This window comes from Streptomyces sp. NBC_00457, from assembly GCF_036014015.1.
In the GTDB taxonomy this organism is placed as follows: domain Bacteria; phylum Actinomycetota; class Actinomycetes; order Streptomycetales; family Streptomycetaceae; genus Streptomyces.
In genome coordinates this window covers 9,667,557-9,679,700 of the sequence record NZ_CP107905.1, presented here as the reverse complement: position 1 = coordinate 9,679,700, position 12,144 = coordinate 9,667,557, and the positions used below count along the sequence as shown (strand labels likewise).

12 protein-coding genes are annotated in these 12,144 nt (G+C 70.0%); 5 read left to right on the top strand and 7 right to left on the bottom strand.

Going from position 1 to position 12,144, the window contains the following annotated elements; all coding sequences use genetic code 11:
* The first annotated feature begins 69 nt into the window (after positions 1-69).
* On the top strand, positions 70-1,095 hold the full coding sequence (locus OG828_RS44170; RefSeq protein WP_328370159.1) for an SMP-30/gluconolactonase/LRE family protein: 1,026 nt from the start codon (positions 70-72) through the stop codon (positions 1,093-1,095).
* An 88-nt stretch (positions 1,096-1,183) separates the two neighbouring features.
* On the opposite strand, the gene OG828_RS49705 is transcribed toward OG828_RS44170, so the two are convergent.
* Together OG828_RS49705 and OG828_RS44160 are read right to left on the bottom strand one after the other, a co-directional pair.
* Positions 1,184-1,399 (bottom strand): SDR family oxidoreductase, encoded by a 216-nt coding sequence (locus tag OG828_RS49705; protein ID WP_443060243.1) that lies wholly within the window; start codon positions 1,397-1,399, stop codon positions 1,184-1,186.
* A 143-nt stretch (positions 1,400-1,542) separates the two neighbouring features.
* Complete coding sequence (locus OG828_RS44160; protein ID WP_328370154.1) at positions 1,543-2,136, bottom strand: TetR family transcriptional regulator; 594 nt, start codon at positions 2,134-2,136, stop codon at positions 1,543-1,545.
* Positions 2,137-2,263: 127 nt separating this feature from the next.
* Between OG828_RS44160 and OG828_RS44155 the strand changes: the two genes are divergently transcribed.
* The 4 genes from OG828_RS44155 to OG828_RS44140 all read left to right on the top strand — a co-directional run bounded on the left by OG828_RS44155 (position 2,264) and on the right by OG828_RS44140 (position 6,018).
* The gene (locus OG828_RS44155) at positions 2,264-3,034 is read left to right on the top strand and encodes an SDR family NAD(P)-dependent oxidoreductase (protein ID WP_328370152.1); all 771 of its coding nucleotides are present in this window, start codon (positions 2,264-2,266) and stop codon (positions 3,032-3,034) included.
* A gap of 85 nt (positions 3,035-3,119) precedes the next feature.
* On the top strand, positions 3,120-3,872 hold the full coding sequence (locus OG828_RS44150) for an NADPH-dependent F420 reductase (protein ID WP_328370149.1): 753 nt from the start codon (positions 3,120-3,122) through the stop codon (positions 3,870-3,872).
* 40 nt (positions 3,873-3,912) lie between these two features.
* Positions 3,913-4,806: an LLM class F420-dependent oxidoreductase gene (locus tag OG828_RS44145; protein WP_328370147.1), complete on the top strand. Its 894-nt coding sequence runs from the start codon at positions 3,913-3,915 to the stop codon at positions 4,804-4,806.
* A gap of 147 nt (positions 4,807-4,953) precedes the next feature.
* On the top strand, positions 4,954-6,018 hold the full coding sequence (locus OG828_RS44140) for an NAD(P)H-dependent amine dehydrogenase family protein (protein ID WP_328370145.1): 1,065 nt from the start codon (positions 4,954-4,956) through the stop codon (positions 6,016-6,018).
* Between the two features lie 111 nt (positions 6,019-6,129).
* Here the strand turns inward: OG828_RS44140 and OG828_RS44135 are convergent, their stop codons facing one another.
* From OG828_RS44135 to OG828_RS44115, 5 genes are all read right to left on the bottom strand, one after another.
* Positions 6,130-7,506: a metallophosphoesterase gene (locus tag OG828_RS44135; RefSeq protein WP_328370143.1), complete on the bottom strand. Its 1,377-nt coding sequence runs from the start codon at positions 7,504-7,506 to the stop codon at positions 6,130-6,132.
* Between the two features lie 93 nt (positions 7,507-7,599).
* On the bottom strand, positions 7,600-8,055 hold the full coding sequence (locus OG828_RS44130; RefSeq protein WP_328370141.1) for a hypothetical protein: 456 nt from the start codon (positions 8,053-8,055) through the stop codon (positions 7,600-7,602).
* A 58-nt stretch (positions 8,056-8,113) separates the two neighbouring features.
* Positions 8,114-9,091, bottom strand: a complete 978-nt coding sequence (locus OG828_RS44125) for an FAD:protein FMN transferase (protein WP_328370139.1) — start codon at positions 9,089-9,091, stop codon at positions 8,114-8,116.
* Positions 9,092-9,236: 145 nt separating this feature from the next.
* Positions 9,237-10,280 (bottom strand): aldo/keto reductase, encoded by a 1,044-nt coding sequence (locus tag OG828_RS44120; RefSeq protein WP_328370137.1) that lies wholly within the window; start codon positions 10,278-10,280, stop codon positions 9,237-9,239.
* A 127-nt stretch (positions 10,281-10,407) separates the two neighbouring features.
* Entirely contained in the window at positions 10,408-11,898 is a 1,491-nt protein-coding gene (locus OG828_RS44115; protein ID WP_328370135.1) for an MFS transporter, read from the bottom strand.
* Positions 11,899-12,144: the final 246 nt, after the last annotated feature.

Sequence of the window (12,144 nt, the reverse complement as noted above, 5' to 3'; positions counted from 1 at the left end):
CCAACCTTTCCTGCCACACCGCCACGCGCAACCACAGTTGCGTCCTTCGAGAAAAGTGCGATGCACCCCATGGAAACCTCCACAGCAGTCCCCACCGCCACCCGCCTGAACAAGCGGTTCAGACTCGCGGCGGCGATCGCCGCGACGGCGGCCGTTCTCGTCTCGACGCCGTCCGCGTCCGCATCCACGGCAACGGAGACATCCCCGAAGCCGGTCGTCACCGACGTGAAGACCCTCGCCACCTTCGACTTCGCGGCCGGCGACTCCCCGGAGAACGTCACCGTCAACCCGGACAACTCACTGACCGTCTCCATGCTGGGCAGCGTGGCGGGCAAGCGTCCGGCACTCGTGCGGATCGCCCCGTCCGGGCGCAGCCAGGTGATCGTCGCCGGGCAGCCGGGCGACACATTCACCGGCAACACGCGCGACCGCAACGGCACCATCTACTACAACGTGGCCTCCTCCAACTCCGCCCGGGCCGGCGTGTGGAAGCTGCCCCCCGGCGGCACCCCTCGCCGCATCGCCGCCCTGCCCACCGACGGACTCCCCAACGGCCTGGCCCTCGACCCGGCGGGGCGCACCCTGTACGCGGCCGACAGCAACAAGGCCACCGTATGGAGCGTCCCAGTCTCCGGTGGAACGGCGACCGCCTGGCTGACCGACCCCGCCCTCGCGGGAGACCCGTCCGTACCCCTCGGCGCGAACGGGCTCCGCTTGCACAAGGGCGCCGTCTGGGTCTCCAACCTCGCGAAGGGCACCCTGTTGCGGATCCCGGTCACCGCCACCGGCGCCCCCGGCCGGATCCGCACCGTGACCAGCAGCCTCACCGGCGTTGACGACTTCAACTTCCTCAACGACCGCTCCGACGTGGTGTTCGCCGCGCAGAACGGCCTCAACCAGGTCGCGCTCGTCCACCCCGACGGGACCACCGAGACCGTCCTGACGTCCAAGGACGGCCTCGCTTCCCCCACCTCCACCGCTGTGCGCGGAAACCGGCTCTACGTCACCAACGCCGGTCTCGCCGAGCCTCACGACGCGAAGGTGCAGCGCGGAACGATCGACCCCGCCGCGCTGAACTGCGACCGGACCTCCTGAACTGGCGAAGCCGGCACCCGCAGCATTATCTGCTGCGGGTGCCGGCAGCCAGATGCGAGCGGGGCAACGCAGGTCGCCCGGCGCCGATTCAGACGAGGCTTGCGCCTCCGTCGACACTCAGGAACGCGCCATGAACGAAGGCAGCGTCCTCGGAGGCGAGGTATGCGACGGCTTCGGCGATCTCGCACGGCAGGCCGAAACGGCGAGCGGGAAGATGGGCAGCGGCAGCAGCGGTCCGGGGATTACCGGCGGCCGCGACCTGAATCTCTCCGGACAGGACAGGGCCGGGGGCGACCGAGTTCACGCGATGGCGGCCCGGGCGATGTCACGGGTCTTCGCGTGCCCCGTTGCCACTTCCACCCGCGCCCCCATCCCGTACTCCGACCTTGGTCTCAGCATTGTCTTCGAGATGCCGACATGACGCCCGGTTTCACGAAGCGGGCGCTCCTACCGAAATGCGAATGCGGCGAAGGCCTCGTCGAGCAGGGCATCGAGGTCGAGGCGGCCGTCAGAGGCGGTCCAGTGTTCGACGGCGACGTTCAAGCAGTCCACCGCGGCGGCGGCGCGTACCGACGGAACCAGGAGCGAGGGCCAAGAGGGGTCGGCACGCTCGGCGAGGGCCTGGGCGATGGCGGGGCGCCAGCCGTTCTGCTTCTCCAGCGTGCGGGCGCCCAGCGCGGGCGTCCGCATGATCAGCTGGGACATCGCGAGTGCGCCGTCCGGGTCCCGGCGATGGACTTCGGTGACGGTGTCCATCGCGCGCCGCAGTGCCGTCCAGTCGCCCTCGTCGGCAGGCCGGGCGCGTAGCGCATCGGCGACCTGTTCGCCCTGGGCGTCGACGGCGCCGAGGACGGCGTCCTCCTTGCTGCCGAAATAGCGCAGGAAGGTACTGCGGGACACTCCCGCAGCCGCGGCCAGGTCATTGACGGTGACGTTGTCGAAGCCCTCACGGCGGAACAGGTCGAAGGCCACCTGGGCCAACTCGAACCGGATGGCGGCCCGCGCGATGTCTCTCGTGTTCGTACGTACTGCTCCACTCACTTCTCGATCCTACCTCTCCCTTGACCTCGGCTCGCAACGATGAGCTACAGTTCCCACTCTGACACCGAGTGTCAGAGTGTAGCGATTGACGCAAGTGTGGCGCTTCAGCTCAGCAAGGGAGAGAGTCATGAGGGGTCTGCAGGGCAAGAGGATCGTCATTGCCGGGGGCGCGACCGGCATCGGCGCGGCCACGGCCGAACGGCTCGCCGAGGACGGGGCCTCGGTCGTCGTCGGCGACATCAATCTCGCTGGAGCCGAAGCCACTGCCAAGGGCATCACCGAGGCGGGTGGCACCGCGATCGCCGTTGAGTTCGACCTCGGTGACGAGGCCACGATTCAAGCGCTGGTCTACCGGACCGTCGCCGAGTTCGGCGGGGTTGACGGGCTCTTCAACGTCGGCGCCGACCTCTCGCCGGCCACTCTGGGCCGTGACGTCGACCTGTTGGAGATGGACCCGGCCGTGTGGCGCCGCACCCACGACGTGAACCTGCTCGGCTACGCCCTGACCTGCCGGGCGGTCCTCCCGCACCTGCTGGGCCAGGGCGGCGGCGTCATCGTCAACACCTCCTCCGGCGCGGCCTGGGGCGGCGAGCCCACGCGGCCCGCGTACGCCGCCTCCAAGGCCGGGGTCAATGCGCTGACCCGCCACATCGCCTCCCGCTGGGGCAAGGAGGGCATCCGCTGCAATGTCGTCGCCCCTGGCCTGGTCATGGGCGAGACCCAGCAGGCGCAGGACGACCAGCAGTTGCAGGCCATGGCGTTGGAGTACGCCCGCAGCCCGCGCCTCGGTGAGCCCGCCGACCTGGCCGGCGCCGTCGCCTTCCTCTTCTCCGACGACGCGGCCTGGATCAGCGGCCAGGCCTGGTCGATCGACGGCGGCATGAGCCTGCGCGGCTGAGGACGGGCGCAACTCACAGCACCCGCTCCTCGATTCGAGACCCCTGCACCACCCCTATCTGTCCACTGAACTGGAGACGTGACCCATGACCAAGACCCTCGCACTCATCGGCAGCGGCAACATCGGCAGCGCACTGGCCCGTCTCGCCGTCGCCGCCGGCCTGAACGTCGTGCTGAGCAACTCCCGCGGCCCCGAGACCCTCGCCGACCTCGTCGCCGAACTCGGCGAGCAGGCGCGCGCGGCCACACCCGCCGAGGCAGCGCAGGCCGGTGACCTGGTAGTGGCGACGGTCCCCCTGAGCAAGTACGAGCAGCTTCCGGCCGCCGCCCTGGCGGGCAAGACCGTCATCGACACCATGAACTACTACCCCGAGCGCGACGACCGGATCGCCGAGCTGGACGCGGGCGAGCAGACCTCCAGCGCCCTGGTGCAGCGGCACCTGGCCGACTCCCGGGTGGTCAAGGCGTTCAACAGCATCGACTTCGTGCGCCTGTTCACCGCAGCCCGGCCCGCCGGCGCCGACGACCGCAGTGCCCTGCCCATCGCCGGCGACGACACGGCCGCCAAAGCGCAGGTCGCCGAACTGTTGGACGCGCTGGGCTACGACGCCGTGGACATCGGCCCCCTCGCCGACAGCTGGCGCAGCGAGCCGGGCACCCCGGTCTACGTCCAGCCCTATCTGCCGGCACAGCCCGAAGGACTGACCCAGGAGGAGATGGGGCGCTGGTTCTTCGAAGCCCCGAGCGTCCCGGTGCCTGCCGACAAGGTGAAGGAACTGACCGACACCGCCGTCCGGCGCTCCGCGGCCGACGCCCGCCAGACCCTCAGCCGGGACTGAACCAGGAAGCGCGGAGCAGGGACTGCGGCGGGAGGCCGACATGCGACTGGGCATCAACATCGTGGGATTCGACGACCCCGCAGGTGACTTGAAGAGGCACGGTGGGCTGGGGCCTGAGCTGGCTGCGGTCGGAGCCGCCGCCGAGGCGGCGGGGGTGGGCCGGCTGTCGGTGATGGACCACTACTTCCAGATGGACGTACTGGGCGGCGCCGAGAGCGCCATGCTGGAGTGCTACACCACGCTCGGCCACCTCGCGGCGCACACCTCCACCATGCAACTCGGGGCGCTGGTGACCGGGGTGACGTACCGTCATCCCGGCCTGCTGGCCAAGATCGTCACCACGCTCGACCACCTCTCCGGCGGCCGCGCCACCCTCGGCGTCGGGGCGGCCTGGTACGAGCGCGAACATCTCGGCCTGGGCGTGCCCTTCCCGCCGACGGCCGAGCGGTTCGAACGACTGGAGGAGACCCTGCGGATCTGCCTGCAGATGTGGGACCCGCGGGACAACGGGCCGTTCGAGGGCAGGCACTACCAGCTGGCCGAGACCATGTGCGTGCCACCGCCGGTGAGTGCTCCGCACCCGGAGATCATGATCGGCGGAGGCGGCGAGAAGAAGACCCTGAGGCTGGTGGCCCAGTACGCGGACGCCTGCAACCTCACCGCCTTCACCCACGCCGAGGTCGCGCACAAGCTGGAGGTGCTGCGCCGCCACTGCGACGATCTGGGCCGGGACTACGGGCGGATCCGCAAAACGGCCATGTACTCCGGGGACGCGCTCCGTGACGGCGACCTCGACGGCTTCACCAAGGCGATGACCGGCTACGCCGAGCTCGGCATCGAGACCGTGATCGCGTCCGTTCCGCTCGCCGGAGCCGCCCGCTGGATCGAGGAACGCGCCGCCCCGGCGGCACGACGGCTGGCCGAACTCGGCTGACGAGAGCCGTGTCCGACCGGTCGAGGCCCACCCATGGTCATGGCGAACCAAGCAGCCCGTGCCTCGGCCTCGGCCCCGGTGGACAGCGCGCCTGGAAGCCTGCCGGCTCGGTGCCTGCCCGCCGCACGACTCACAAGAGGGAGAGAAGTGTCTGATCACCAGCCCGGCAGGACACCGCCCGGACGCTACCGAGTCGCTCAATGGGCGACCGGTCACACCGGGGCACACGCCCTGCGATGCGTCATCGAGCACCCGCGGTACGACCTGGTCGGCGTGTACGTGTACGCCGACGCGAAGGTCGGCCGCGACGCCGGTGAACTGTGCGGCATGGAGCCGACCGGCGTCCGTGCCACCGGCAGCATCGACGACATTCTCGCCGCCAGTCCCGACTGTGTGTTGTACATGCCGGTGCTCGAGGCGGTCAGGACCGACGAGATCTGCCAACTCCTCGAGTCAGGCGCCAACGTCGTCACGAGCGTCACCGACTTCCACTACCCGGAGGGCCTCGACCCCGATGTACGGCAGCGGATCCAGGCCGCGTGCCAGCGCGGCTGTACATCGCTGCACGCCACGGGCTCGAGCCCGGGCTGGATCACCGAGGTCTTCCCGCTCGCGGTGACCGCCCTCCAGCGCCGGCTCGATCGCCTGACGATCGAGGAGTTCGCCGACATGACGACGCGCAACTCACCGGAGCTGCTCTCCCAGATGTTCGGCGGAGACCCCGCGGCGATGGACCTCACGCGGGTGGCCGCCAGCCTGGGCGAAGATTTCGGCACCTCGCTGCGCCAACTCGCCGACGGCCTTTCGGTACCTCTCGACGAGGTCACCGCGACAGGAACGGTGGGCACGGCGGCGAAACCGGTGAAGGTTGCCACCACGACCGTCGAGGCCGGCACGGTCGCCGCATGGCGGTTCGAGGTCACCGGCTGGCGAGACGGCAAGCCGTTCATGGTGGTCCGGCCCACCTGGTACCTCACCCAAGATCTCGAACAGGACTGGAAAGGGCAGGTGCGCGACACCGGCTGGCACGTCGTCGTCGAGGGTGACGCGCCCCTCGACATCGACATCCGTGTCACGTCCGAGAACTACGCTGCCGTCTCGCCCGGCTACAGCGCCCACATCGTCGTCAACGCCGTGCCTTTGGTCTGCGAGGCACCGCCCGGCATCAGGACCACCCTCGACCTGCCGCGGATGGTCGCGGACCTGGCCTGAACATCTTCGTGCCATCGGTCGGCAGAATCAGCCGCATGGGCAAGTGCGAGGAGTCCGCCGACGACACCGCATCGCCCCAGGCGAGGTCGGCGATGCGTCGACGCAACACAACTACGCCTGCATCGAGGCGAGTTCGACGACGGTGATGTCGGACGGAGCGCCCACACGCACCGGCGGGCCCCAGGCGCCGGCACCGCGGCTCACGTACAGCTGGGTGTCGCCGTAGCGCTCCAGTCCGGCGACCGTGGGGTTGGCCAGTTTGGCGAGGAGATTGCCCGGCCAGAGTTGACCGCCGTGGGTGTGGCCGGAGAGCTGGAGGTCGACACCGTGACGTACGGCCTCGTCGATGACGACGGGTTGGTGGGCGAGGAGGACGGCCGTGCGGGAACGGTCGCGGTCGCCAAGTGCTCTGCCGAAGTCGGGGCCTTGGCCCTCCTCTTCACCGCGGACGTCGTTGACGCCCGCCAGGTCGAAGCCGGGCAGCTCGGTGCGGGCGTTCTCCAGCGGGCGCAGTCCCAGCTCCCGTACCTTCTCGATCCACGGCTCGGCACCGGAGATGTACTCATGGTTGCCCGTGACGAAGTACGCGCCGTGCTGTGCCCGGAGCCCGGCGAGTGGTTCGACGGCCGGAGTGAGGTTCTCGACGCTGCCGTCCACCAGGTCGCCGACGACCGCGATCAGGTCTGGCTGGGTCGCGTTGATGGTGTCGACGACCCGCTGGGCGAAGCCACGGCCCAGGATGGGACCGACGTGGATGTCGCTGACGACGGCGATCCGGAACCCGTGCGCACTGCGCGGCAGTTTGGCCAGCGGAACCGTGAGGCGCTTCACCTTGGGCCCGCGGAGGACACCGTACGTGCCGTAGCCGACGGTGCCGACGGCGACGGCCGCGGCGGCCCCGCCCACGACGCGGGAGACGAAGAGACGGCGCGACGGGCCGGTGGGGGCGGTGCCGGCCGACAACGTCGGCTCCGATACGTGCGGAGGGTCCAGCACGGTGACGGGCGCGGTGCCTCGTGAGGCAGAGGCATCGGAATCGCCGCGATGCGCCGTCGCGGTCAGCGGCTCGTCGGCCGAAACGAGTTCCTCCGCGTCGGAGTCGGTCGCTTGCACTTCCGCCACTTCCGCGGACTGCGCCGTCGGGAGAATCCGCTGTCGCGCGTCTGCCCCGGCGCCACGATGCGCGAGCCACCGCCGCAGCACAGGCCGCATGGCCTCACCAACCAGCAACGCGAGCAGCAGGTACAGGAACAGCGCCAGCCACAGATACCCGGGCCAGGCCAGGATCCGCTGCAGAAGGAAAGGGACACCGTCGCCCTCCGCTGTCATGGCCGCCATCGACAGCAGGGGCCCGGCCACGAAGACGATGCTTCCGGCTCGTCGGAGGAACGCCCCCTTGGGTGTGGTGTCCCGTATGAGGCGGCGCCACACGTACCAGTGGAGTGCGCCGAACAACGCCAGGACGAAGACGGATACGACGATGACCACGACTCTGCGCAGCCCTTCCCTTGTGGTGTCCGGGGGGCGGATGCGTCCCCGGCTGTCTGTGACCGGACCTGTCACATGACCAACGGCCGCCGGTCAGCTGGATGCTTCGGCCTTGATCTGGGCCAGAGCGTCGTTGAAGCCCTTTGGGGTACCGCTGTTTCCGGCCACGCGGTCCAGGCGCACGCTGTCGATGTCCTTGCCAACGACGAGCCGTGGGACCGCGGCGGCAAAGCGCTTCTGCAGAGCGAGCGAGGTCTCGTCCGTTGCCCGGGGTGTGACCTTGACGGCGGTGATCCTGTCGTCTGCGAGGATTACGGTCACTCCGATACTCGAAGGCAGGTTCCCGTACCGGCCCTCGGCTTCGAACTCGCCGTCCTCGTAGGTCGAGGAACTCGGTTCAGCCGCGTCGTCCGAAGCGGACGGTGACCTCGCGTTGTTCGAAGCGGCCGGTGGGCTCGCGTTGTCCCCGTCCGTCGAGGCGCATCCCGTGATGGCCGCGGAGAGGGAGATCCCGATCGCGGCCGCCGTCTTCTTGCTCAGGGCTGTCATGTTCCTCCTTGTCGTGCTCTTCTCGTCGCGCTCTTCCGTACGAGGTCCGGTGCGCCGCTCAGGTGAACAGCCCGCCGTCGAAGTTCCGCGAGATCTCCGCGTGGCCGCTGGCGTACATGCGAACGTGGGCGAAGTCGAAGGTCTGCGCGAGCCGGCGCGCCTCGGTGAAGAACAGCGCCGTCGCCAGTCCGTCGGCGAGAGCGGCACTGTCGGCCACGACCCAGGCGGCGGCCACCTTCCTGGCCGGACGACCGGTGCGCGCGTCGAGCAGGTGGTGCAGCCCGTCGCCCCAGGCGCGTGTGCGGACCCCGGACGCGCACAGCGCCCGTCCCCGCAGGTGCGCCACACCGACGACGAGCTGCGGGTCGAACGGATGCTCCAGGCCGACTCGGATGGCGCGGTCCCCCGCATGGCGCAGATCACCGCTGGCGTCGATGACGAACCGTGTGATTCCGGCATCCCGGAGGATCGCCGAGACGATGTCCACCAGGTAGCCCTTTCCCACCGCTCCCACGTCGATCACAACCGGGCGCTGGGTGACGAGCGTCCTGCCGTCCCGCACGATGTCCGCCGCCCAGGTTGCCCGGCCGCGGGCGCGTTCCTGGGCCCGAACCGTCTGCGGAGCGGGTGTGAGGGAGTACGAGGCGTCGTATCCGAGGAGTTCGAGCTCACGGCCGACGAGTGGGTCGACGGCACCGCCGGTCGCGGTGGCGAGGCGGTCGTAGAGGTCGAACAGGGCCAGTGAGTCCTCCGGGAACTCGAACCGGCCCCCGGCCGGGGCGGCCGCGATCCGGGACACGAGCGAGTCGGGGCGGAAGCGCGAGTAGGTGGCGTCGAATCGCCGGATGCGGTCCAGGACCCGGCGGCGCAGACTGCCGCTCAGCGGCTCGTCGGTGTCGATCTGCCAGCCGGTGCCGATGGCGTCGAAGGCGAAACGGCTGCCTCTGGCGTCCGGTCTGCCGGCTTCGACTTCCGGTCCGACGGCGGTTGTCGGCCTGGAGCCCTCGCCCGGGTGTCGCGTGATGTGGTGGTGCACGGTTGCCGCTCCGTACGGTTCGGTGGGCGACTGCTGCCAGTGAGCAGGGCCTCGGCGGGCTGTCCGGGCGAAGTGAGCACCCGGACATTCCGCCGAGGCAGCAAGCTGCTGTGGGGGGGCCGCTTCGGCCTGCCCCGGGTGGGTGTCAACCCAGCTGGGCGCCGCCGTTGACGGTTCGGCTGCTCTGGGCGAGGCCGAACGGGCCGTAGGGGTACGGCGTCGGGCTCGGGTCAGTGGCCTTGTCGAGGAAGGCCGTGGCGTCCGCGTCGAGGTGCAGGTCGGCGGCGCCGAGGTTGTCGGTCAGCTGCTTCATGTCACGGGCGCCGATGATGACCGAGGTGACCCCTGTTCGGTCGGCGACCCAGCTGAGCGCCACCTGGGCGGGCGAGGCACCGGTCTCCTTGGCCACCTGGACGACCGCATCGACCGAGTCCCAGATCCGGTCGGCGTTGGCGTAGTTGGCCGAGGTGTACTGGTACAGCGGGTTGCTTCCGCCGGCCCGGGTGTCGGGCCCGGGCTGGACCCCGCGCGTGTACTTCCCTGTCAGGAAGCCGCTCGCCAGAGGTGACCAGGGCAGTACGCCGAGTCCGTTGTGCACCGCCGCCGGCAACACTTCCCACTCCACCTCGCGGACGGCGAGGTTGTACTGCTCCTGCAAGGTCACCGGGACCGGCCAGCCGCCCGCGCGGGCGGTGGAGACCGCGAGCTGGAGCTGCCAGCCGGTGAAGTTCGACAGGCCCGCGTAGCGGATCTTGCCTGCCCGGACGGCGGAGTCGAAGAACGCCAGAGTTTCCTCGATCGGGGTCAGCGGGTCCCAGGCATGCACCTGGTACAGGTCGACGCTGTCCACGCCCAGTCGGCGAAGCGAACCGTCCAGCGCCCGGGAGAGATGGCGCCGGGACAGGCCGATGTCGTTGACGTCGTCGGTGAACGGGAACCGGCCCTTGGTGGCGAGCACCACCCGGTCGGTGACGTCGCTCGGACGGCTCGCCAGCCACCGGCCGATGATCTCCTCGGTCACGCCGTGGTTGTAGAGGTCGGCGGTGTCCATGAGGTTTCCGCCCGCTTCCAGGAAGGCGTCCATCTGGACGAACGCCTCCTCCTGCGAGGTCTCGTCGCCGAAGGTCATCGTGCCGAGTGCAAGGTTCGACACGACCGTGCCGGTGTTGCCGAGTCGGCGGTATTCCATCGTGCGTTCTCCCTTGGGGGTCGGAGTGCGATTGAGCAAAGAGGAAAGTGACTCACTGGAGGGCTGGTTCAGGCCCCGGGCACGGGGCCGTCCCGGTGGGGCGGGACGACCCGTCGCGCCCGGGCCGTCAGTGCGCGACGACCGGGATCGCGACCTGCTGCGCGGACTCGCTGGCGGAGCCGGCCCCGCTGCGGCCACCGCCGTTGACGAGGACGAAGGCGATCAGCGCGGCCAGCGCCATGATGGCGGTGCCCCAGCCGAAGGCCACGGCGTAGCCGTGGACGGCGGCCTGCTGGGCGGCCGCCTCGGGGACGGAACCGGGAAACGCGCGTGCGGCGATCCAGCTGCTGGTGGCGCTGGCGGCGACCGTGTTCAGCAGCGCGGTACCGATGGAGCCGCCGACCTGCTGCGAGACGTTGACCATCGCGGAGGCGACACCCGCGTCCTGCGGCCGGACGCGGGAGGTGGCCAGACTCATGCCGGGCATCGAGGCCGTACCCATGCCCAGGCCGAGCAGGATCTCGGAGGGCAGGACGTGGGTGGCGAAGGAGCTGTCCACCTCGAGCTGTGTCAGGAGCGCCATGCCGATGGCGGCCAGCAGGAAGCCGGGCCCCATCAGGAAGCGGGCCGGGACACGGTTGACCAGACGGGTGCCGATCTGGGTGGACCCGATGACCAAGCAGACGACCAGCGGCAGGAAGGCGATCCCGCACAGGACCGGCGAGTAGCCCTTGTTCAGCTGCAGGAAGTAGGTCAGGAACAGGAACTGGCCGAACATGCCGATCATGGCCAGACCGATGGAGAGGTAGGCGCCGCCACGGTTGCGATCCGTGATCACGCGAAGCGGCAGGAGGGGTGCCTTGACCCGGGTCTCGACCAGGGCGAACGCGGCGAGCAGCACGACCGCGGCGACGAACATGCCGATGGTGAGGCCGGAGCCCCAACCGTCCTGCTCCGCCCGGGCGAAGCTGTAGACCAGGGCGACGAGTCCGACTGTGGCCAGCAGTGTGCCCACGACGTCGAGCCGGTCGCGGTTGCGCTGGTCCCCGCGATCGCTGATGTAGACGGTGGCACCGGCCGCGGCCACGACGGCGAAGACGATGTTGACGTACATGCACCAGCGCCAGTTGATGTACTCGGTGAGCACACCGCCCAGGAGCAGGCCGACCGCACCGCCTGCCGCGGCGATGGCGCCGAAGATGCCGAACGCCTTGGCGCGCTCCTTGGCCTCGGTGAACGCCACGGTGAGCAGGGACAGCGCGGCGGGGGCGAGCAGGGCACCGAAGACGCCCTGGAGGGCGCGGGAGGCGAGGAGCATGCCGAGGTTGACGGCGGCGCCGCCGAGAGCGGAGGCCAGGGCGAAGCCGACCAGGCCCACCACGAAGGCGCGCTTGCGGCCCCACAGGTCGCCGATCCGTCCGCCCAACAGGAGCAGACCGCCGAAGGCGAGGCTGTAGGCGGTGATCACCCACTGCCGGTTGCCGTCGGAGATGTCCAGGTCCGCCTGGGCGTGCGGCAGCGCGATGTTCACGACCGTCGCGTCCAGCACGACCATCAGCTGGGCGATCGCGATGACCGTCAGCGCCTTCCAGCGCCGGGGAGCGACTGCCCGGCGCACCGGCGGAAGTGTGACTTGCAGGCATGATGAATGGCTCGGTTTCTGTGACGGATGGAGCGAAGGGAAGCGCCGGACACCTCAGAGCGGGGACCACACTGTCGGCCGCGCGGGGCAAGGCCCACTTCCACACGCGTCCAGCGTGCGGGCCGGCGGCGAGATGTGGCAGGGCGGGCCGTGCCCTGGAGCCGCGTTCGGTGCTGTGGCAGGGCACCCCACGCGCCTTCCGCCCAGGTCGTGGTATCCCCA

What these genes read in the sequence shown, in the direction of transcription:
- OG828_RS44145 (WP_328370147.1), top strand. Translation starts at nt 3,913, where the DNA reads ATGCGACTGGGCATCAACATCGTGGGATTCGACGACCCCGCAGGTGAC.
- OG828_RS44155 (WP_328370152.1), top strand. Translation starts at nt 2,264, where the DNA reads ATGAGGGGTCTGCAGGGCAAGAGGATCGTCATTGCCGGGGGCGCGACC.
- OG828_RS44130 (WP_328370141.1), bottom strand. Translation starts at nt 8,055, where the DNA reads ATGACAGCCCTGAGCAAGAAGACGGCGGCCGCGATCGGGATCTCCCTC.
- OG828_RS44150 (WP_328370149.1), top strand. Translation starts at nt 3,120, where the DNA reads ATGACCAAGACCCTCGCACTCATCGGCAGCGGCAACATCGGCAGCGCA.
- OG828_RS44120 (WP_328370137.1), bottom strand. Translation starts at nt 10,280, where the DNA reads ATGGAATACCGCCGACTCGGCAACACCGGCACGGTCGTGTCGAACCTT.
- OG828_RS44170 (WP_328370159.1), top strand. Translation starts at nt 70, where the DNA reads ATGGAAACCTCCACAGCAGTCCCCACCGCCACCCGCCTGAACAAGCGG.